A 23,070-nucleotide genomic window follows, 5' to 3' on the forward strand; every position below is an offset into this window, starting at 1 on the left:
GGCTGTGAGCTTATGGTTTTTTCTTATTTTCCTGATTTGTCACAGCCCCTTTCATTTTTAAATCATCGAAGTATTTCCTTGAATGATTTTTGTTGCTTTCTGCAATAAACTTAGGTTTACGCTTGTCTGCGCAGAGTCATCGCCAGCTGTCTCAGTATCGCTTCATGTTTCTGGATAAACGCCTGATAGCCGCAGAATTGTTCATCGAAGTAACAAACATTCAAACGCTTGCACTGCCCGTGGCAGATTTGCGCATAGCGGCAGGTTTCGCACAGCTTTGTCGATCGGCGCGGTCCCTGCAGGAAACTGGACAGGATCTTTGATTTCGATAAATCGGCCAGGCTGCAATCCCGCAGATTGCCCAGTTTGTATTCGTCCAGCACATAGAAATCGCACGGATAGACGCTGCCGTCGCTCTCCACGACAAACTGCATGCTGCAGAAGCCCAGATAACCACACTGCTGCGGCGGAACACCCGCAAACAGCGGGATCAGATTATCAAACAAGGTTATGCTGATGTAATGATTTTGTTTCAGTTCTTCCAGCCACAACTGGAAAAATTCGTCGTAAAACCGGAAGAAAGCCTGCGGTGTCAGGAAATAAGGATCGTTCAGTTCTTCCAGCGGCGGCAGACAGGGAATGAGCTGGATATAATCGAAATGATGCTCAAGATAGAATTCAAATAATTCTTTCGGATGCTCCGCCAGCTGACGGGTTAATACCGTCAGAATGTTGAAATCAATCTTTGCCTGACGCAGCTTTTCAATGTTTTCCAGAATGCGGGCAAACGTTCCCTGACCTTTGGCATCCGGACGCATCGCATCATGCTGCAGGGCATAGCCGTCCAGCGATACCCCGACTAAAAAGCGATTCTGTTTCAAAAAGCGGATCCATTCGTCGTTCAGCAGCGTCGCGTTGGTTTGCAGCGCGTATTGAATATAGTGATAGCTTTTCTTCTTCAGGTTGACCCGGCGGATAAATTGCCGGAAATAATCCAGACCCGCTACAGTCGGTTCCCCTCCCTGAAAAGCGAAGGTGATCGTCACTTCTTCTCGGAAGAAATCCAGCGTTTTATCGATCAGAATCTTCATCGTTTCTTCGTTCATCACACCATAAGAAGGAATCTCCCGGTTTTCCGCGACGTCGCAGTAAAAACAATAACGGCAGCGCAGATTGCATAAGCTGGACGCCGGTTTGATTAACATCGAAAAGTATTTCATAGCTTGACCTCGTTTCTGTTTGTTAAATTTTATGTTTAATTTTCTTCTCTTCGCTGAGCCAGGTACAGCCCCCGATCTTTCAGCTGTTCAGGGATGGAATAGATGTCCTTCCCCTGAACTGTGACGCTTTTACTGACACCAGGATGCTGCGGATCAAAAAGATCCCAGGCCGTAAGCAGATTTGGATTTTCCCGGATTTGAAGCGCCGCGAAGAACTCTGCGTAGCTTTGAAGATTCTGACCGAAGATCGTTACTATGTTATATTTGCTGAACAAAATCTCATCGCCGCTCTCCAAACCACCAAAACCAAAGGTCGAAAGTCCGTCCTCTATCAGAAGCGGTCCTGTCTGCTTTAAAAGGGTTAGCGCCGCAGCTTGAGAACAACCGTCAAGATAATATACATCGACATGCAGCTTTTCCACAACGCCGGGCCGGATTTCTTGTTCATTCTCTGCCTGAGTCGGCAGTTCCAGGATAAAGAAAAGGGGTTCGTCATGAACAGCGATGAAATGCTGCATAAGGGATTCGATCTTGTCGGTGCCGATGTTGGCAGTCATTTGATCGCCATTAATTTTATATTCTTCCCGCAATCGTTCGGCAAATGGAACATAACAACCGACTTTCAGTTTCATTTCAGAGACTCTCTTCGGACTTCTTCCGCGCGGAACTGAATCATCTTGATGAGTAAATCTTCGGGAAGCGGCTGATCCCAGCGAAGCTGCAGCGTATTTTTTTCGTTGGTTTTATAGGGCTTTAAGTCAGTTTGAAATTGTCTGATCGTTGCCGGGCTTGTGTAGAAACCTAGATGCTTCTGATTTCCGGCAAATTGCAGGCAATAGCGACCTTCCAGAACATAAGTCGGCGCACCCCAGGATAACTTTTCCTCCATTTGAGGCATCGTTTTTTTGATCAGCATTCGCAGCTGATTTAACAGGTCACGCTGTTTTTCCGGGAATGAACAAAGGTAATCTTCAACTGATTTCCGTTTCTCTGTTTTCATAATCATGGCTTCCTTTCGTTAAATAAACCGGCACCGCAGTTTCCGATCCTTGAAGAGAATCTCAGTTAATTTGTTATGCCCTTCTATCAATTGTCGGAATCGGATTAAAGCACGCGGCTGTTTCTTAATTATTATATCATGTTTTAGACTAGTTCCCGAAGGGCGGCGAAGGATCTGGAAGAAAAAAGATCTGAAGCGAAAAGATTGAAAAACAAAAATAAATAAAGAAGGAATTGTAACGCTGCGATGAAAAGAAAAGGGGGCAGCGTTCGTTTGTAAAGTCTGTTAAAAGACTAAAGATGGAATTGAAAATGAAACGGTATTGAGTTATAATGAGCTCAGAAAGATTAACTCAAAAAAGTATTTTTACAAATTTCAATTCTTTTAGGGGGCTTTTCCTGATTTTCCGCAATATTAATATTAGGAGGCTCCTGAATATGAAACAAAATAACTTACTTCTCAACATTTCCGATCAACAATTACGGCAGGCGGGACTGACCCGCGCTCAGGCTAGAAAAAGTCTGGCCGCCCTTGATTATCGGGATAACGACGTGTTCCGTCATGTGATGAACGCGGAGAATCCGGTTTCCCGAAAGATCCTGACGATGTATCTCTCGGATTTGCTTCATCGGCGGATTGTGTGGATAGGTTCGGAAGCGACAGAACCGGTGAAAGCAAACTTCCGGGAGAAAGGGGTCCGCTACGACGTCATGGTGAGGATCCGGGATGATCAGGGAAAATCGATGCTGGTGAATTTAGAAATGCAGAATTATCGGATGGCGGAATCGTTATCGCTGCGGTCGCAGGGCTATGCCTCAAGGATGGTTTCCGATCAGATTGAAGTGGGCGGCAGCTTTGATTTTATTCCTGTGCTTCAGATCATGATTACCAAGCGGATGCCTGAAATGAAAGCGAGTCGTGAATACCTGCATTACCACCGGTATACCAATGAGAAAACAAGCAAACGGATGCCGAAGGAACGCTGCCGGACGCTATGGATCGAGATGGAAAAAACGCAGGCGCTGGAGAGGATTCCGACCGAACAGTGGCGGATTTCAGACAAGATCACATATATGCTTCGATACAGCCGGGATCCGAAAAAGCAGAAGATCATTCATGAATTGATAGAGAAAGAGGAGGTTATTCGGATGATGGAAGAAAAACGGATGGATTTTTTAAAGGACACCAGTTACGCAATCGCCAAGATGCGGATGAAATATGACGAGATGGATGAGAAGACGGTGTATAAAAAAGGCATAGAAAAAGGGATGCGGAAAGGTGTAAAGAAAGGCGTGAAACAAGGAATGGTTCAAGGGATCATAAAAGGGAAAGTATCCTTGTTGAAGGAGTTACTGCGGCAGAAATGGGAATTAACGGAAAGGGATGAGAAAGACTTGGATAGTTTAAACGAAGAAGAAGTGAATCAGATCGTCCAAGTTTTAAATAGAATAAATACCCCGAAAGATCTTCATGAACAACTGAAAAAGATTTCTGATCCAAAGCCTCAAGCCGAGAATCATGCTCAGTTCGCTTTCTCTCAGGATTGATTGGTACAAAACATTGAACAATCAAATAATGATGAAGTGAGGACTGAAAAAGCTAATCAGGTAAGCGATGGCTGGGAATACGCCAAGATCGAGGAAATTAAATTGTCCCGGCGGCAGAAAGCTGTTCATTTCCAGTGCAATTTCCTGTAAAATCGGCATTCATAAATCAGGATTACAAAAACCCCCGGTTGAGAGAGCCGGGGGTTTCGTCATTTAAACTAGTTTGTCTTTGACATTCGAGCCCTAAAGATTGAGTTAAGAATTAAATCACATCGTATAACTGAAGATGACGTTGGTGAACTCCTCAAAGGTTTTGCATTGACGCAGGACTTCCAGAATCGACGGATCGGAGAAAAGTAGGATCAACGCTTCGTATAATTCCTTAAATAAATGTGAGTCTTTCTCATTGATCGCAATCAATAAAACGATATGCACGCGTTGTGTTCCCCATTGGATGCCGCTGGGAGAAATGGCGATGGCCAGCCCGGTTTTTTCGCAGTCCATTTTCATTGAATGGGGAATCGCGATCTGTCCGAAAGCGGTGGAGGCTGCCTGCTCTCGCTTCAGCACTTCATCCAGAAAGTGAGAGGAAATGAAATGTTCGTTACGCAGCTTCCGGCATAAGATTTTCAGGATGTCGTCGCGCCGGCTGTCCGCTTGTTTGTCAAGATAAAATAAGGCAGGCGAGAAAAACTGCGGATAATATTCCGTCAGAATCTGCATTTTTTTACGGTCCAGAACAGTCTGAATTTGACTGTAAATCTCTTTGAGATTCATCGCGCTGATCATCGGCGGAAGCAGGATCGTAAAGCCCCGGTTCGCAGGGACTGGAACGGTGGTAAACAGAAGCTCATAGCTTTTATCCTCCAGCTCCTCCTCGAACGAAACAACCGTCGGAATGATGATATCTGAATCAAAATGGATTAACAAACAGTTGTAAATCTGTTGTTGATTCTGCTGATAATCTGGGCAGAGCAGCGCGCATTTCAACTTCTTGATGTCCTTCTGCTGCCGTTCGAGATCCGCACCGATGTGCATTGCCAGATAGGCCGTTTCATCAGGACTGATCTGAATGTTGAAATGTTCGTCGAGATAATCCGTAATGCAGATCGCGCAGTCGTAAAGCAGCGGACAGGAGGATTGAATCGTTTCCAATAATGGATTTTTCAAGCTGGTCTGCTGCTGGGATCGATAGAACAGATTCTTGAAATGCAGAGATAACGGCACTAACAACGTTTCTTTGTTCAGCTGCAGGTGATAGCGGCGGTTGACCTCGTCGATAATTTCATGCGTCAGCGTGAAAATCTGCGGCCCGACGATCGTTTTTAATGTTTCATCATCTTTGCGCTGCATAAAATTGATGTTTGCGGTGATCAGCTCGTTCATATTCTGGCGCTCCAGCGGATTAAATTGTACGCCGAAGTGGGTGGAAAACGTGGCGATCAATTCCTCACAGATCGGATGGACTGTTTCCTGCCGGCCGTCGGTTTCGCTGAAGGCGTTGCCGTTGAGGATCCGGTCAAGAATAACCGTGATATGTAAAAGCAGGTTGGTATACCCAAAGTCGTTGATATAACAATTATACTTCATGAAAATATTGTGCATCGTCGTCTGCAGATACGCGATATCAATTTCCGGGAAATGTGTTTTCAACATCGCGGCGTCGACAAAGTGGCCGGCTGCCTCCTTATATAAGGTCTGCGTTAGAAAGCGTCGCTTGTTACGCTCGGTGCCGACGAGAAAAATCGTGTCATTCTTGCATTTTAAAGACAAATCGTAAGCGTCGTATTGTTGATTTACCTTGGAAATCAGCTGTTTCATCGAGGAATAGCTCAAATACAGCTCATCGCATAAATCGTAAAGATTCAGCGAGGATGCGTGATCGACAAAAAACAGATGCGTGATGAAGGAAAACCGCTCCTCATAGGACTGAGCCGGCGTTTCTTCCGGAACCGGCAGCGGCATTTGCTTATTTAAGATATATCCTTTGGTTGTCGCCTGGATTAAATTGGGCTGTTCCTGATTGATCTCCTTGATGTGATTCTTGATCGTCCGGCTGCTGACATGAAGCTGCTCCGCCAGACGGGTGGAGCTTAACGGCTCCGGCTGCTTCTGCAGCTGCAGGATGATTTTCTCTTTGATCAGATCCATTCGGTTTCCCCTCCTTCCGATTGGATAAAATGAGAATTGCGGTATTTTTGGATGGCTGTCGTGAATCGGTTTGCTTGCCCGGCAGGATCGGAATACCGGGGCTTTCATCCGGCAGCCGCCTGTTTTGAGAACAAATCTAGGTTGAACACGGGCGCTTTGTTGATCTTATTATACGCATGAGATCCCGCCGGGTTCAATCAATGAAATTCACCGCGGGTATGAAATTGTTGGAGTTTTCACACCAGCGGTGAAAAAAGCGAGTGGAAAGGAATCCCTTTATCCGCAATAATGATAGCGTAAGAACCGGTTCTCATACGAAAAGGAAGGGAAAATCAAGATGGATAAAATCAGAATTCTGCTGTGCTGCGGCGCGGGTATGTCGAGCGGATTCCTCGCTCAGCAAATGCGGATTGCCGCTAAGAAAATGAATGTCGTCGCCAAGATCGAAGCTAAAAATAAAAACAGCGTTCAAGATGACGTGAACGCGATCGACCTGCTTCTGTTGGGTCCGCATCTGGAATATGTGAAAGCGGAGATGACGCAGCTGTGCGAGCCGTATCATGTGCCGGTGATCGTCATTCCCAAGGAAATGTATGCCGGACTGGACGGCAAAGGGTTGATGGAATTAAGTATGGAAGCAATTAAGAAGAATAAGGGAGAATTCAATCATGGATAAGTTGATTCAATGGCTGGGCAGCGATTTTGCCCCGAAAGTCGCCAAGTTTATGGATAAAAAAATCATCAAGGCACTCTCCAGCGCACTGATGGCGAACGTTCCGATCCTGTTGCTGGGATCGTTAGTCTCCATCTACAATCTGATCGCCGGTTATCTGCCGTTCTTACCGGATTTATCGCCGGTATATACGTTCAGCTTCGGCATTATGTCGCTGACGCTGGTCTTCTTAGTCGGCTATCACGGCGCAAAGGAATACGGCTTCGGCGAATATGGCGTTTCAACAGGCTTGATCTCGTTGATGATGTTCATGATGATCATTCGTCCGTCAATCGAAAATTTCCAGTTTCAGGTAGCCTTCGGCCGCTTCGGCGGGACCGGCATGATTCCGGCATTCTTCGCGGGGATCGTGACGATTGTTATCAGTAATCTTTACTTCAAGCTGCATTGGTTTGAGGATTCGGAAGCGATTCCTGATTTCTTAGTCCGCTGGCTGAACCAGGTCATTCCGGGCATCGTCGTGCTCGTGCTGACCACGACCTTGATCTATGGCCTGAATCTGGATTTGTTCGCGCTGATCACGCAGCTGTTCAGTCCGCTGATCGCGATTGGACAGACGTTCCCGGGCTTCTTGTTATGTATCTTCATTCCGGCGTTCTTCTATTCCTTCGGCGTTAACAGCTGGTTTATGAATCCGATCACGACGCCGATTGCGCTGGCTGGCATCACTGCCAATGCGGAAGCCTTTGCCAACGGTCTGGCGCCGGCCAATATCTATACTTCCAATATCACCTTCAGCGTTATCTTTATCGGCGGCATGGGTGTGACGCTGGCGCTGAACGTCATGATGTGCCGTTCCAAAAGCAAGCGCCTGAAGCGCTTCGGCCAGGTGGCGCTGGTTCCGTCGCTGTTCAATATCAATGAGCCGCTGGTCTACGGCGCGCCGATCGCGCTGAATCCGATTCTGATGCTGCCGATGTGGATCAATTCACTGGTTATCCCGACAATCGTCTGGTTTGTCTTAAAGGCCGGGTTGGTCACCATTCCGCATGCCGTCATGAACGTCAATCAGCTGCCAATGCCGATCTGTTCCTTCTTGGCGACGCATGGTGATTTCCGGGTCATTCTGCTGGAAGTTGTCCTGTTTGCGGTATCCTGGGTTATTTGGTATCCTTTCTTTAAGGCCCACGAAATGAAAGTGTTGAAGGAAGAGGAAGAAGCATGAGCGAACAAAACACACAGCCAGCCCTGGTCAGCGCCGCAATGGGAATCATCCTGCATGCCGGCGACGCCCGCAACTATGCCAAGCAGGCCCGCGAAGCGATGCGGGAGATGAATTTCACTGAAGCGCGGTCGCTGTTGGAAACGGCGAAAAAGGAAATTGCGGAAGCGCATCGGGCGCAAACGGAAATCATCCAGAATGAAGCCCGCGGTATCCGCTATGAATACAGCATGTTATTTAATCACGCTCAGGATACGCTGATGACGATCAACAGCGAGATCGAGCTGACTGCCGATCTGATTCTGACTTTCGAAGTCGTCATGCGCAAGCTGGCGGAAAAGGAGGGTTAACGATGGCGAAGTTTCCGGAAACCTTTCTGTGGGGCGGCGCCAGCGCGGCGGTCCAGATGGAGGGCGGCTGGCAGGAAGGCGGCAAAGGCGTCAATGTCGCTGATATTCAGATTTGCCGGGCACACGACGCGCACGGCGGCAACGTCAATTATACACGGCAATCCTTAACGGAACGGATTGCGGATGTTTTCTCCGATCACCCGGTTCATCATTATCCCAAGCATGAGGCGGTCGATTTCTATCAACGCTATCCGGAATACATCGAGCTGATGAAGCAGGCAGGTTTTAAGGCCTTCCGCATGAGCATCAGCTGGGCGCGCATTTTCCCTAATGGCGATGATGCACAGCCTAACGCGGCGGGCATAGCCTATTATCGCCAGGTTTTTGAAGCCTTGCATGAGGCTGGGATCACGCCGATAGTCACGCTGTCGCACTACGATATGCCGCTGGCGATCGTCCAGCATCATCAGGGCTGGTATGGCCGTGAGACGATCGAAATGTATGTGAATTATGCCCGGACCTGTTTTGAACAGTTCCACGATTTAGTTCCGTACTGGATCGCTGTCAACCAGATCAACCTGATCTTCGGCGAATCATTCAGCTCGTTAGGCATGATCATGGACGAATACGAGGATTTCACAGCGGCGAAGTACCAGGCGGTTCATCACGAATTTGTGGCGAATGCGCTGTTAGTCCGGGCGGCGAAGACGATTGATCCGCAGATCCAGGTCGGCGTCATGCTTGCCGATCAGATGACTTACCCGCTCAACAGCGATCCGCAAGCCTGCGAGCAGGCGTTGGAGGCAAACCGGATGAAAGATTATTTCTATTCCGATGTGCAGCTGCGCGGAGAATATCCGGGATATGCCAAGCGTTATTTTAAGGAACATCACATTACGATTCAGATGGAGCCGGGCGACGCGGAGCTGATCAAGGAAAACACGATGGATTTCCTGGCGGTGGCGTATTATTATTCGCACTGTGTTGACGCTTCCGGAAAAAAGGTGGCCAATCCGTTTACGAATGCAACGCAATGGGGCTGGACGATCGATCCGACCGGGTTGTATATCGCGATGAGCTCTTATTGGGATCGTTATCATGTACCGATGATGATCGCGGAAAACGGCATCGGCGTGGAAGAAACTTTGGACAGCGAAGGGCAGATTCATGACGATTACCGCATCGCCTATCATCGCGAGCATATCGCGCAGATGCGGAAACTGATAGAGGATGAAGTGGAATTGTTTGCTTATACGCTGTGGTCACCGTTCGATATCGTCAGCGGCAACAGCTGCGAGATGGAAAAACGCTACGGCCTGATTTATGTCGATGTAGACAATAAGGGTCAGGGTACGCGCAAGCTGGTGAAAAAAGACAGCTATGCCTGGTATCGGCATGTCATCGAAACGGAGGGTGAAGAATTATGAAGTCCTGGAGTCATGGCTTATTAGCGGCGAGCCTGTGCCTGAGCTTAACCGGATGCGCTTCTACTCCTGCACCAACGTCAACCCCAACACCCGATCCTGAGAACCTCCCGGAAACGGTGAAAACGCCGACCAGCGAGAAGGTTGAGATCGATTCCGCCCGCGGCACTAAAATCCAGGCTGTTCTGGACTTGCCGGCGGACATGCCGGAAGCGGGGTATCCGTTAGTCGTTTTCGCTCATGGTTTCCAGGGCAGCAAGGAAGAGAGCGGGGCGTTTACTGATGTCGCAAAAGGACTGGCCGAACAGGGCGTCGCCAGTCTTCGGCTGGATTTTCCAGGCTGCGGCGAGAGTCAGGAAGACTTTATGGCCTACACACTGGAAAATATGCACGACGATGTTGCCAGCGTGTTCGCGTTTGCCCGCGCAAACTACAAGCTTGACGAAGATCGCATCGGGATGCTGGGGTACAGTATGGGCGGCCGCGTGACTTCACTGTATTTGAGCGAGGAAAAGATCGGAACGACCGTCTTGTGGGCACCGGCTGCGGCCGACGGGCTAAAGTCGCTGATAAGCATGGGCGATGAGGAAACGATTAGAAAACTAATCGAAGAATCCGCGGACAGCGGTGTCGCCGCCATCCGGATCTGGAATCAGGAGGTTCCGGTCGCACACGACTTCTTAGTTCAATCCGCACAAGCCAAGCCGATGGTCAATCTCAGCGCCTATACCGGCAGTTTGATGGTAGTCACCGGCGGGCAGGATAACACCGTAACCAAGGCGATCACGGATCCGATCTTCGAAGCGGCGGTCAACACTAAAATTACAACTCATCTGGATGTGCCGCGCGGCACGCATTCGCTTGGAGCCGGGGAATTCGGCAACTATCCGGACGTCCAGAATGCCGTCGTTGAGGCAACTGTCCACTTCTTTGCGGATCAGATGAAATAATGGAGGATTCTTCCTGTGAAGAATTAAAGCATCACGCACAAGAATGAAAATGAGAAATTCACTCCTTTCAAAAACCTCCCAGGCAAAAAGGCATGATCGTATGCCTTTTTGTTTGCGTTAAACACAAACGAAACCGGGAATTGTCTGTCTTAACGAAGGGTGTCATCCGCCGCGGACTTTTCACAAGTGCGATTCTGCGGATTGAAAGCAAGATTAGCGAAAAGACAGGCCATTGTTTTAAAGAAGGAAGAGCGCAGGAAGAAAATGAAACGGAGAAGCGAAAATAAAAAAAACTTCCGGAATGTGTGATGTCCGGAAGAAAACTTTGAAACTAAGAGGATTAAAGTTAGATTAAAAAGGAATTGAGAAATGAAAAAGAAGGATCCCAGTGTTCAATCTGTTCATATAACTTGTCACTTTCCGGACTTGATTTTTGCCGATAAGAATCAGTGAACGAATGCAGGAAACGAAAGAAGACCTGCGTGTAGTGAATCGGGGCCTGGGAATCTGTACGATGGCGCAGGATTTGTAAGAGAATGCCGCCGAACAGAATATCGGCTGCCGCAATCAGGTTTTCCACATCAACTGACAGGAAATAACCCTCCGTGACGCAGGGAAGCAGAATATTCTGATTCTTTCGCGCGAAGTCTGTTTCTTCAGTCTGCGCTAAGAGTCCGGGGCTGAGCTGTTCGCGGATCTCGGGGAAGACCGCGAAATAGTCGGGTATCCGCTGGTAAATCTGCGCTTTCTCTTCCAGTTGAAAAAAATACAAAAAGAGTTGAGGATGCTGGAAAGATTCGCGGCATTGGGCGAGCCATTGCCCCAGATAGTGATTCAGCGAACCGTCCAGTTGCCCCTGTAACTTTGAAGCGTCGATCCAGATCCGGCTCATTCGGTCGATCAGTGTGAAGGCGATTAACTGGTTCATATTTTGAAAATAGTTGTAAAGCGTCGCACTGTTATAGCCGGCGGCGGCTGCGACCTGGCGCAGCGTGATCGCATCGACCGGGATATCATCCGACAGTGTGATCACAGCGTCAATAAAGTAACGGGTCATCCGGGATTTCTTCAATAGAGCGTTATGTTCGTTCATAGGCGTGTCCTCTTTGCTTGTCATTATAGCATAATTCTCGTTTGGCAAAATAAAATAATCTAATGATTGCAAAAATAATCGATTGATTGTTGAAAATTGAACAAACCCTGATACAATGGAAGGGACGAGGAGGAAATAGAAATGAAGAAGGAAATATCACGTCGAAATTTTATTAAAGGAACCGCTGCGTTAACCGCCGGAGCTGCACTGATGGGACTGGCCGGCTGCGCAGAGGAGAAAACGCCGGCACCGCAGGAAGCACCGAAATTCAAACATGTGAAGGTCGCGGTTTTCTCGCCGACAGAAGGAACAAAAAATGCTGCGGCAATGTTAGCGGCGAAGTTCTCTGATGATGTAGAGTTTGCGGATCTGACCAACGCGACATCCCGGACAGAAGAAGTGACGTTTGCGGCTGAGGATCTGGCCATCGTCGCCGCGCCGTCGTATGGCGGACAGATCCCGATGATCGAAGGCCTGTTTACTAACTTAAAGGGTGATAACACCCCGTGCGTTGTTGTCTGCGCCTTTGGAAACCGTGCAGCTGAGAATGTTTATGCCAATATTGCGAGCATCGTTTCCAAGCAGGGATTTGTCGTCGTCGGCGCGATCGGTTTGGTAACGCCGCACGTTTTTGCCAGCGTCGCCAAGGCAGGACACAGTCGTCCAAATGTTGATGATAATAAGATAATGACTGAATTCGCGAGCAAGGTCATGGATAAGCTGAACAGTGGAACGGTTGAAGCGATCACGATTGAAGGAACACCGGAAGTTGATTTCGCGAAGGAAATCTCAGCAGCACCGAAAGAATTCAAAGCGGAAAATTGTATTCAGTGTGGAGCCTGTGCGGCGAATTGTTCGACCGGCGCGATCGATCCGCAGACATTGGAAATCGATGAGACTAAGTGCATCAACTGCATGCGCTGTTCATTTGTCTGCGAGTACAATGCGCGCTCGTATGATACCGCAGTAAAACGCGACTTTATCGAAGGCAAGTTGTCGGCGAAGAAGTCTGTTGAATATTTTATCTAAGTCACGGGTCTTTGGTTTTCCCAAGTCAGAAATTAGGAAAGAAGGCAACCGCAGCGAAATGCGCTGCGGTTTTTCCATGGAATGGCTGGCCATGGAAGAAATTGATGAAGAGGCAGACTTCCACAGTAGCAGCAGGAAAAATTTCGCGGTACTGAAATTCCATTTATAAGATATGGATTTATTGAGTGTAAAGGAATACGAAGACCCTTTTAAGGGTCAGGGCAAGTAATCCGAACACTCCTTTAGGGGCAGCAAAAGAGATCAAATGCAATAGGGGCTTGAACAAAGTGAAAGCCAGCGCCTTGAGGCGCAGGCCAGGAACAGAGCCTTACAGGCTCAAAACAAATCACTCGTAAAATGGATGGTTTTGATCTTACTTCTTTTAAAAAGAAGTTCTTCCCAGAATCTGAGAAAGAGATCAGGAAATCTGTTGGAATATTTACTCAATCCAATGCAGGTTCTGAAGTTTTCTTGCTATAATAGATTCAGAAGAACAGATTTCGCAGAGAGTTATGCTTGTAAACGTAGCATGCAATGATGAAAATTTTACAATTGAAAAGAAAATATTTGTCATTGTCAGCGTTTTGCGGTATAACTACATTATGAAATCTGAGGGAGGGGCGAATTTATGGCAAAAGGATTAGTCGTCATCTTGAGCGGCGTCAGCAGTATCGGTAAAGATCAGGTACGTCAGAAGCTGCTGGACGATCCAGAATTGGGCTTGATGGATATCATTTCTCTGACCACACGGCCGAAGAAAGAAACGGAGAAAGACGGCTGGGATTATTACTTTGTTAATCATAAGGACTTTGCGAATGCCGTTCGGGATCACAGGATGCTGGAGTATACTGAATTCAACGGATATTACTATGGGACTCCGGCTGAGCATGTGGAGTTTTTGACGGCGATGGGGAAAAATGTCCTGATTTCCATTGAAGCGCAAGGCGTTGGTCAGATCCGGATTAAACATCCGGACAACAAAGCTTTTTTCCTGGTTCCAACAAGTCTGGACGAATTAGAGAAACAGATCCGTCAGCGTTATCATGCGGATGAATCGGGCATCAATCTGCGAATGAATAAAGCGAAGACCGAACTGGAACTGGCGAATATCTTTGGCACCTGCGTGCCGCTGACTTCTGATGAGGAAGCCTTCAACGCCATCAAAACAGAACTGCTGGAAGAATTAAAAAATCGCGAATAGGAGAAGGAAAGCCGGCTGAACGCCGGTTTTTCGCTGGATGAAAGAGGAACGGAACTCATTTTATTCTCTAACCTAATCCGAGACTTTCTTTCTAAATGACAAGCTGCTTTCCTGATAAAGATTAAAGAGAATGTTAAAAATAGACGTAAGATCTATACGAATTAATAAAGAAACATCGCGGACTCTTACGGTGAACTTAAGGTTTTCTGACATTCCGGATATTCATTTTAAAATATGATATTCTAACGTCAGAAAGGCAGGCGGCGAGGATGAAAAGAAAAATAATCATGGTGATTTTAGGAATAATTTGTTTAGCCTATGCCTGTCTGACAATGATTACGGTTTCCCTGCAATTCGGCAATGCCTTTTTTCTAACGTTAGGAACAATGCTGATCAGCGAGGACTTAATCCATGAAAAACTGGGGAATTCTGGAAAGCGATGGATGAATGGTATCTGGATGATCAGCGGCGTACTGGTTCTGATTTTGATCAGCTTCATGGTAAACGCAGCCAATACGCATATTTCTGCTTCCCAGGATCAGGGAACCACCGTGATTGTTCTGGGGGCGAAGATCAATGCGGGTCAGCCGAGCTTAATTCTGGAACGGCGGCTTCAGGCCGCGCTGGATTATGCTAATGAAAATCCGGAATGTACAGTCATTGTGACCGGAGGCCAGGGCAATGGCGAGGATTATGCGGAAAGCACGATCATGAAGAACTGGCTTGTGGAAAACGGGCTGGAGACGAATCGAATTTTGGAGGAAAATCAAGCCCGCAATACGGGTGAAAACCTGAAATATTCTTTAAAGCTGCTGCGTCAGAACAACTTAAGTGAAAATGTCGTGATCGTCACGGACAGCTTTCATCAGCTGCGTGCTTCGATTCTGGCAAAACAGTTGGGAATCGAACAAATCAGTGCCGTGAACTCAAAAACGCCGGTTTCGTTGATTCCGATGTATACCGTGCGGGAATGGTTTGGGTTAGTGAAAGCACTGGTGCTGCAGAAATAAAATAAACAGGATTTCTTAGTCGAAACTGAGAAATCTTTTTTTCCTGACGAGCTTTAAATTGACGATCCCAAGTATTGAATAACGCAATCGAGGAAATCAAGTGAATAGTCAAAATAGAGATAAAAAGGGACAAATATAATCCTTGAAATGTGAATTGAAAACAACCTTTAGTAAAAGACGGAATTGGAATTAAAGTTGAAATAAAATGAGTTTATTTTCCTTTGTATTATATGGCTGATGTTTAAACAACCCTTTTGTGAAAAGGTTTTTGTTAATCTATAAGAATAATTTATAGATTAGTAATTATTACTTATGGATTGCAAACGCTTATTGGACAAGCCTCTTTTTGCATGCTAAATTGAAAATATGTTAACGCTTACACGTTTTGTGTTTATTTCCAACATAAAGGGATGGGAATGAAGACAGGACGAATAAGCAAGGGGAAGAGAGGAAAGTAAGATGAAAAAACTGCTTAGTTTTCTGATGGCTGTAGTCACGGCGCTGACTGTGATCATTCCATCTCAGGCGACGCCGCTTTTTGCACAATCGCCTGAAGCACCAGTAACGCTGCGCGTTGGAACCTGGAATATCGCAGCGAATAAACATCCGGATTTGGCTGCGATGTCCAATGTAATTGCAGAGAACAACATTGAAGTGCTCGCAGTTCAGGAAGTTGATATGTTCAACAATCGAAACAATACCGATATGATGGCTGGATTAACCAGCGCAAAATTGGCGCACACTGATTTTGCGAAATTCAGAGACTATGAGGGCGGGGAATTCGGTATTGGATTCGTATCTCAGTATCCGATTCTGAAATCATCGGCAAGTCCGCTGGAAACCTATGAACTGGAAGCGACGAAGGTGGCTCAGCGCATCGTCGTTGAAAAAGATGGAAAACAGATTGCGCTTTACAATGTCCATCTGAGCGCGCAGACTCCGAAGCAGATGACCGCTCGGGAACTTCGCCAGATTCAAATGACGCAGCTTGCGGAACAGATCGCGAATGATCCTGTTGAGTATAAAGTGATTATGGGCGATTTTAATACCGATCAGGATACTTATGAGTTTTCCCGCTTGCTGGATTATTTCAATATGGCTAACGGCCGTGATGATCAATGGCTGAGAACCTACTGGCCGGATGATGATCCTGCGATGAAGGTCTTTGCGGTTGATAATATTCTGGCTACGAAAAATATTGAAATTGATAATATCAAAGTAGTGAATAACAAACTTTCCGATCATTATATGCTGACGGCGGATCTTACGCTTTCTGATGAAAAAGCGCCAGAACTGCGTCAGAATCGTGCTTTAGGTGCGGAAGTGAATGTCAGTTCAAGCGATGAAGGAACTTCGGCTTTTGCACTGGTAGATTATCAATATGGAAAAGGCTGGACCAGCAGCGAAGCGAAGGCTGAGATTACATTGCGGCTTGATCACGTCGTTGAAAATGCTCAGGTTAAATTGATCTGGGGTGATCAGAAACCAACCCATTACACGATCAGCACGTCTTTTACAGGGAAGAACTGGACAAAGACCGCAGATGTGAGCGATGCTAAAGCGATTGATTCTCTAACGGTAGGGAATGCCCGGTATATCAAGCTGGAACTACTGGAAAAGACGGCAGATATTTATGATTTGCGGGAAATTGAGGTGCTGGGGAAGTTTAACGATGCTTTGGATACCACGAATGAGAATATCCTTGAAAACAGTGGATTTGAGGTCTGGGAACCGATTGTCGTTCCGCATCCGGATCAGCCGAATACTACGGTGTGGTGGGATAAAGCGGTTTGGGAAAACGACATGAAGACCAAACCGTGGATTTATCAAGTGCATGAAGGTAACGAGAATAGAGCTGTTTATTATATGGCTTATCAAGATGCCGAAGACAAACATGAAGGTCAGTATTCTGTACGGATAGAAAAACGGACGGGCGCGGATCGTGAAGGATATTTTAAACTACAAGATTATCCATTTATTAAAGGACAGGCTTATAAAATTTCATTTTGGTATAAGACAGAAAATCTTAGCTCAGATTGTCTGACATTGAAAATCTTTGGTAAAGACAATAAAGTAAAACAATCTAAAGATTGGACTCATTTTGAAGAAGTTTATACAGCGAATGCCGCGACTTCCTTAGTGAATCTGTATTTGTTGGGAAAAACGAGCACCGGTACTTTCTGGGTCGATGATTTTCAGATCATTCCTGTGAGCACCTCGGAATCGCTGCCTGTTTCCGCATCATCGCTGGATGTCCAGCTTGAAGCGCAGCGGTTAGCGGTCAACGAAACGGCGCAAGCGGTAGCGGCAGTTTATCCAGCCAACGCCGAGGATCAGGATGTGATTTGGTCTTCTTCCAATCCGAAAGCGGCGACCGTGAATGAAGAAGGTAAAATTACCGCTCTGGGCCGGGGAAATACGGTCATTACGGCAATGCTCAAATCCCAACCGTTGATGCGGTCTTCTGTTCCGCTGACGGTTTACAGTGATAAAATCGAAATTCAAGCTTTAGAAACTGCGATCGCCGAAGCGGAAACCTTACTTCCTGAGGCATACACGCAGGCCAGCTGGGCGCGGGTAGAAAAAGCTTTGATCGAAGCCCATGCTGTATTAAGCTCGGCAGAAATGGATCAGGATGCCGTGGATGCCGTGTTGGCATCGCTTCAGCAGGCGGTTAAATACCTGGTTGAAAGCAGTGAAAAGGACGCCGCTTATCAGAAAATTATGAATTACTGGGCCAGCGAGTTGGTTGGCGATACTTCCGGTACCTTCCAGGATGAAATCTATCTTGAAAATGTCCGGAATCTCGATGAAAAATCCCTGAATTACTTAAATACAATGAAAGATCCGCTTTCGCCGAACACGCAGGAACTGTGGACGGATAAGGCGATGAACGACGCAGAAATGGGCGCGAAGGTCACTGAAGTTCTGGATCGGCTGAAAATGATCGCGACGCAGTACCGCACGCCGTTGTCTGATTTATATCAGGATGAAACAGTCCGGGTTCAGATTTTAGAAGCTATGGAATTTGTCCTTGCGAATAAATACGGACCAGATACAAAGAAGGGCTCGTCAAACTGGTGGGATTGGGAAATCGGCAGTCCGCGCTCCATGATGGATGTGGCTTTTCTGATGGCTGAGGAATTACCGGCAGCCATGAAGCAGCAAATTATTAAAACGATCGACCGGTTTGTTCCCAAGGCGGATTATCGCTTGAACAGCAGCTTAAAAGAAACGGGCGCCAACCTGATCGATAAAGTTTCAATTGTAATTAAACGTGCAGCCTTTGAGGGCAACAGCGAACGCCTGAAACATGCGCAGTCCTGCATGGCTCCGTTGTTCACTTATGTGACCTCCGGCGATGGTTTCTATAAAGACGGCAGCTTTATCCAGCATACGTCCATTCCGTATAATGGATCTTACGGCTTTGTACTGCTGGACGAATTGACCAACTGTCTGATCATGCTGAACTTTACGGAGCATGCGGTCAGTCCGGAGAATGTGGCTTTGTATGAAACGTTCTTAAAAGATTCCTTCATTCCGTTCCTTTCCTACGGCGGCAACGTGCTCGACTTAGTCCGCGGCCGTGCGGTATCCCGAATGGCGCAGCAAGGCGATACGATGGGCATGAAGATGATGGGAACCATTCTGCAGTATGCGGAAACCGCGGATACAGAATCAGCGGCAGAGCTTCGTTCGCAGATTAAAACGATTGCGGCGGAGAAATTCAGCCAGCCGCAAACTCAGGATTTCTCGTTAGTTCCTTACAGCGATTACATCCGGATTCAGGTTTTACTGAATACTGAGGATGTGGAGACCGCAACCCGTCAGAACAGTTATAACGTCTATTCTTATATGGATAGAACGGTAGTTCATCGTGAAAATTTCACATTCACGGTTTCTAATTCGTCCAATCGGATGTATAACACGGAACAAGGCAACAATGAAAACAATAAGGGCCGTTATCAAGGCATGGGCCACACCCAGATCTATACATCAGACATCAGTCAGTATAACGATCACTATTTCGCGACTGTCGATAATTACCGGGTTAGTGGGGTAACGACGGCGCATCAGGATATTAGCTTTAATACCAGCGGGCAGTCTGCCTGGGCAGGCGGAACGACACTGGATGGCGTGAACGGTGTTACTGGTTTGATCCTGACTGGAAATAAACCTTTCAGCAAGCCGAGCGCCAGCGGAACCGGCAATGACTCCAATATCAGTGGAAGTCGTTCAGGAATCAGCGGATACAAATCCTATTTCGTTTTCGGGGATCAGCTGATTTTCTTAGGTACCGGGATTACCAACGATGGCAGCGATTCCGAGGTTGCCACGGTAGAAACGATTGTGGATAACCGTAAGATTAAGGCTGACGGATCCAATCGCTTGATTGTTGACGGCGTTGTTAAATTAAGCGAGAATGGCGAAGAAGTTCTGAGTCATCCGACTTATGCCTGGCTGGAAGGCAATGCTGGCGATGCCATCGGCTATGTCTTCCTGGATCCCGCCGAAATTATGATTAAAAAGGAAACTCGTACAGGAACCTGGAACGAGGTTAACAAGCTGGCCAAGTTTACGGATTATACGGAAAGAACTAACAACTTCCTATCGCTCGCTGTCCAGCATGGGCAGAAACCAACGGACAGTCAGTATGCTTACATCGTGCTGCCGAATGCCAGTCAGGAAGAAACGGCAGGTTATGCGGCTGATGAACACATTCAGATTATCAAACAGGAAGGCGGCGTTCATGCGGTCAAGGATCTGGCCAGCGGACAGATCGCGATGAACTTCTTCACTGCGGGATCGGCTGGAGAGGTGACGGTGGATAAGCCGTTGTCGATCATTATCGAAAAGACAGACAACGCTGAAAATATCCGTCTGGCTGTCAGTGATCCTACCCGCTCGTTAAGTGAAGCGACAGTTACCCTCGATAATGTGAATTTGCAGCACCTGGATGTATTGCGCGGAGAGGCGCAGATCATCCGGGCCGAAGGCAATTCAGTTTCCCTGAAGGTAAATTTCAACCTGAAAGATGGCCAGCCGCGTGAAATTGAACTGGGAACGACCTATGACAGCCAGTCGATCAACTACGCTTCCCAAGCTCAGGGTGCGCATCCGGCGACGGCGAGCAGTCAGGTCAATGATTCCCGGGCTGCGAAGTATGCCAACGACGGCGATTATACAGCCAGCACCTCACGCTGGGCTTCCGCTTATACACAGTCCAATGACCTGATCGGAAGCAACCTGAGTGCGGAAACCAAGGCCGCTGAAAATGATCAGTGGCTGGATATCGACCTTGGTCAAAAGCGGACGATCTCCCAGGTGGTCATTACCTGGGAAGCGGCCAATGCCCGCGAATACAAGATTCAAGGCTCCTTGAATGGCGAAGAATACTTTGATCTTTATCACGCAGTGATTGAGAATGCCGGAAAAGCGGGAAGAACGGATACGTTAACGTTTGAACGGACTGAGGTTCAGTATTTGCGGATGAAGGGAATTGAACGTTCACATTATCAAGGCGGCTATTCCATTGTTGAATTGGAAGCCTATGAAAATCTGTCTTTGACCGCTTCGCTGGAAAAAGCGCAGGCGTTATTAACAAAATATAACGATGCATCCGCCTTTGTTTCCGAAACGATGTACAGCCAGGTCAAGAGCGAAGTGGAAAAAGCAATCGCGGCTGGAAATTCGCTGATTCAGCAGGGCGCAGCTTACGACGATACGGAACTGGCGCGGATTGTCAATGAAGTCGAAAGCGCCTGCAGCCGCTTTAACGCCGCGGTGCTGCATGTTGAACAAGTTGTGATTACTGAAGGCGATGATCTTCTGCTGGGAAAAACGGAAGGCCTGCAGCTGCATGCTTCGGTAATGCCATCCAATGCTTACAACAAAGCAATTCGTTGGGAAAGCAGCGATCCGCAGATTGCCACCGTGGATGAATCTGGTTATGTCCAGGCGATTAACGGCGGAACGACAACGATCAGAGCGATCGCTCTGGACAATGAGGTCAGTGCTGAAATCACGATTACTGTTGAATCGAAGGTCTCCGGCATCGCGTTAAATCAGAGCGAAGCAGCAGTCATGCGCGGTGAAACGGTGACGCTTCAAGCCTACGTTGAACCTGCGGATGCCAACAATAAAAATGTTCTCTGGTCTTCTTCCGATGAGAGTGTGGCGACCGTCGATCAAAGCGGCGTTGTGACCACGCATGGCATCGGGATTGCGACGATAACTGCGACAACAGAAGAAGGTGGTTATCAGGCTGATTGTACAATTAAGGTCGATGCGGATATCAAGGGGACCGAGAACTTGATGATCGGCGCTGTTGCAACCGCTTCGTCCACCGTTTCAGCTAACGGAGTAACGCCGCAGGGAGCAGTCGATCAGGACTATACGACTCGCTGGGCATCCAATTATAAAGATATCTCTGAAGCGGAAGCCGAGGATCAATGGTTATTGATGGAATTACCGGAAGCCCGGACAATCAATGAAGTCCGGATTACCTGGTTCTCAGAAACGGTGTATGGCAAAGAATATCAGATTTTAGGATCCAACGATGGCGAAAACTTTGAAGTGATGGCTAACGTCACCGACGGACAGAATAAACAATATATTATTAACTGCAGCGAAATGACAGTAAAATACGTTAAATTCCAGGGAATTAAACGAACAGCGACTAACGGTGGTTATGGTATCGTTGAATTTGAAGCCTACTACAATCCGCGGATTGTGGATACGCTCACTGAAGCAAAATTACTGGCAAGCCGTTATGACGAAGAATTAGTCGGAAACTATGCAGGCTATCAACAGCTGAAAGCCGCAATCAGTCAGGCAGAAGCTTTAATTCAGGGCGAATTTACCAGCGCTGAAATCCAGCAGGCGGTCAGCGCACTGTCTGCGGGAATCGAAGCTTATCAAGTGGAGATCATCGCGGTCGAAAGCGTCCAGGTCGCACAGCACGAAATCACGCTTGAAATCAAGACGACGGCAGAAATTCAGGCAACGGTAACTCCGGAAAATGCGATTGATAAACAGCTGATTTACACCACAAGCAACGATTCGGTCGTTCAGGTTGATCAGAATGGCTTGCTTACCGCGTTGCGGAAAGGAACGGCAGTCATTACTGTAACTTCCCGCGATGGCGGATATTCCGCGACGGTCAACGTGACAGTAACCGCGTTAACCGATAATCCGCCGGTCATTACAGCCAGCGATGTGACGATTGAACAGGGAAACCGTTTCAATCCGCTCGATTACGCAACGGTCAGCGACGTTGAAGATCAGGATCTCGTCCTGACTGAGGAACATGTTGTTGCCAACGACGTCGATCCATCCATAGCTGGAGTTTATCATGTGACCTATCGTGTCGCAGATTCCGCAGGCAACATCGCGGAAAAAACGATTCAGGTTACGGTGGTGGAAACACCAACGGAAACAACGTTAACCAGTGATCAGGGCATTAAGATCACAGGCTTGTTTACCAGCGGAGAAACCCTGACTGTCAGCGATGTTACTGCGAATCATTCGAATTTCGATCAGCAGGAAATCGTTCAGGTCTGGCAGTTGAAAGTGGTCAGCTCGCGGATGCGAGGCTTGCCTGAATATGAAATCCGAATTCCGTTCACAGGCAAGAAAGAAGGGATCGGTTTATATCGCTATAACGTTTCCTATCAGGCGATTTCCGACTTCAAGATTGAAGGCGATGAACTGGTCTTCAAGACTTCTGTTGCCGAAGGTGTTTATGCGATTACCCGCAGAATTGCCGATCCGAAACCGGATATGCCGTCAGAGCCTTCTGATGAAGTGAACTCTGCCAATCCTGCGGTCCCAGCGCCTCAGGAAACACAAAAATCAACGGGAAACTTCTGGAATTCTCTATTTGGTAAACATAGTAATAAAGAAACCGAAGAAGAAACAACACCAGTGGAAGAACCGAATTCTGAAGCTCAGGATGAGCCAAAAACTGAAACGCCGACACCGACGCCGAATTCGGAGTTAACTCCGGATTATAGAAGAGAAGAAAAATCTTCTGCAGCACCGTGGATGATGATTGGCGGAGCCGTGTTGGTCTTGGTCGGCGGAGCTGCGTTCTGGCTGATCAAAAAAGGCGGAAAGCATACCGGCGAAGAATGAAGGAAATCGATTCAGCATTGAGTCACTCATAAAATGAAAGCAGATGTTCAGGTTAACAAACCCG

Annotated in this window: 15 protein-coding genes; 10 read left to right on the forward strand and 5 right to left on the reverse strand. The window is 47.3% G+C overall.

Annotated elements, in window-relative coordinates; genetic code table 11:
- Positions 1-116: 116 nt before the first annotated feature.
- From DWY25_RS09120 to DWY25_RS09130, 3 genes are read right to left on the reverse strand one after another with little or no spacing between them, the layout of a single operon-like run.
- Positions 117-1,220 (reverse strand): radical SAM/SPASM domain-containing protein, encoded by a 1,104-nt coding sequence (locus DWY25_RS09120; protein WP_117894971.1) that lies wholly within the window; start codon positions 1,218-1,220, stop codon positions 117-119.
- 35 nt (positions 1,221-1,255) lie between these two features.
- The gene (locus DWY25_RS09125; RefSeq protein ID WP_117894972.1) at positions 1,256-1,852 is read right to left on the reverse strand and encodes a hypothetical protein; all 597 of its coding nucleotides are present in this window, start codon (positions 1,850-1,852) and stop codon (positions 1,256-1,258) included.
- Positions 1,849-2,220, reverse strand: a complete 372-nt coding sequence (locus tag DWY25_RS09130; RefSeq protein ID WP_244925955.1) for an iron chaperone — start codon at positions 2,218-2,220, stop codon at positions 1,849-1,851. The genes DWY25_RS09125 and DWY25_RS09130 overlap by 4 nt, the downstream gene beginning before the upstream one ends.
- Positions 2,221-2,657: 437 nt before the next feature.
- On the opposite strand from DWY25_RS09130, the gene DWY25_RS09135 reads away from it, so the two are divergent.
- Positions 2,658-3,767 carry a hypothetical protein gene (locus tag DWY25_RS09135; RefSeq protein WP_117894974.1) on the forward strand — a complete coding sequence of 370 codons (1,110 nt, stop codon included), beginning with the start codon at positions 2,658-2,660 and terminating at the stop codon, positions 3,765-3,767.
- A 267-nt stretch (positions 3,768-4,034) separates the two neighbouring features.
- Here the strand turns inward: DWY25_RS09135 and DWY25_RS09140 are convergent, their stop codons facing one another.
- Positions 4,035-5,918 carry a BglG family transcription antiterminator gene (locus DWY25_RS09140; RefSeq protein ID WP_181981766.1) on the reverse strand — a complete coding sequence of 628 codons (1,884 nt, stop codon included), beginning with the start codon at positions 5,916-5,918 and terminating at the stop codon, positions 4,035-4,037.
- A 337-nt stretch (positions 5,919-6,255) separates the two neighbouring features.
- On the opposite strand from DWY25_RS09140, the gene DWY25_RS09145 reads away from it, so the two are divergent.
- The 5 genes from DWY25_RS09145 to DWY25_RS09165 are packed head-to-tail and all read left to right on the forward strand — an operon-like array spanning position 6,256 to position 10,537.
- Positions 6,256-6,594: a PTS sugar transporter subunit IIB gene (locus DWY25_RS09145; protein WP_006057274.1), complete on the forward strand. Its 339-nt coding sequence runs from the start codon at positions 6,256-6,258 to the stop codon at positions 6,592-6,594.
- Entirely contained in the window at positions 6,587-7,816 is a 1,230-nt protein-coding gene (locus tag DWY25_RS09150) for a PTS sugar transporter subunit IIC (protein ID WP_117894976.1), read from the forward strand. Before DWY25_RS09145 ends, DWY25_RS09150 begins: the two co-directional genes overlap by 8 nt.
- Entirely contained in the window at positions 7,813-8,163 is a 351-nt protein-coding gene (locus tag DWY25_RS09155; RefSeq protein ID WP_117894977.1) for a PTS lactose/cellobiose transporter subunit IIA, read from the forward strand. The genes DWY25_RS09150 and DWY25_RS09155 overlap by 4 nt, the downstream gene beginning before the upstream one ends.
- A 2-nt stretch (positions 8,164-8,165) precedes the next feature.
- Positions 8,166-9,590: a glycoside hydrolase family 1 protein gene (locus DWY25_RS09160; RefSeq protein WP_117894978.1), complete on the forward strand. Its 1,425-nt coding sequence runs from the start codon at positions 8,166-8,168 to the stop codon at positions 9,588-9,590.
- The gene (locus DWY25_RS09165) at positions 9,587-10,537 is read left to right on the forward strand and encodes an alpha/beta hydrolase family protein (protein WP_117894979.1); all 951 of its coding nucleotides are present in this window, start codon (positions 9,587-9,589) and stop codon (positions 10,535-10,537) included. Before DWY25_RS09160 ends, DWY25_RS09165 begins: the two co-directional genes overlap by 4 nt.
- A 346-nt stretch (positions 10,538-10,883) precedes the next feature.
- Here the strand turns inward: DWY25_RS09165 and DWY25_RS09175 are convergent, their stop codons facing one another.
- Complete coding sequence (locus tag DWY25_RS09175; protein ID WP_181981767.1) at positions 10,884-11,630, reverse strand: TetR/AcrR family transcriptional regulator; 747 nt, start codon at positions 11,628-11,630, stop codon at positions 10,884-10,886.
- 141 nt (positions 11,631-11,771) lie between these two features.
- Here DWY25_RS09175 and DWY25_RS09180 point away from each other — a divergent pair, with 141 nt between their 5' ends.
- The 4 genes from DWY25_RS09180 (at position 11,772) to DWY25_RS09195 (ending at position 23,006) form a co-directional block, all read left to right on the forward strand.
- Complete coding sequence (locus DWY25_RS09180) at positions 11,772-12,659, forward strand: 4Fe-4S dicluster domain-containing protein (protein ID WP_117894982.1); 888 nt, start codon at positions 11,772-11,774, stop codon at positions 12,657-12,659.
- A 628-nt stretch (positions 12,660-13,287) separates the two neighbouring features.
- On the forward strand, positions 13,288-13,860 hold the full coding sequence (locus tag DWY25_RS09185; RefSeq protein WP_006057253.1) for a guanylate kinase: 573 nt from the start codon (positions 13,288-13,290) through the stop codon (positions 13,858-13,860).
- Between the two features lie 269 nt (positions 13,861-14,129).
- Positions 14,130-14,870 (forward strand): YdcF family protein, encoded by a 741-nt coding sequence (locus DWY25_RS09190; protein WP_117894983.1) that lies wholly within the window; start codon positions 14,130-14,132, stop codon positions 14,868-14,870.
- A 459-nt stretch (positions 14,871-15,329) separates the two neighbouring features.
- Positions 15,330-23,006: a polysaccharide lyase family 8 super-sandwich domain-containing protein gene (locus tag DWY25_RS09195; protein WP_117894984.1), complete on the forward strand. Its 7,677-nt coding sequence runs from the start codon at positions 15,330-15,332 to the stop codon at positions 23,004-23,006.
- The last annotated feature ends 64 nt before the right edge of the window (positions 23,007-23,070 follow it).

Source organism: Holdemania filiformis (genome assembly GCF_003459085.1).
Lineage (GTDB): Bacteria > Bacillota_I > Bacilli_A > Erysipelotrichales > Erysipelotrichaceae > Holdemania > Holdemania filiformis.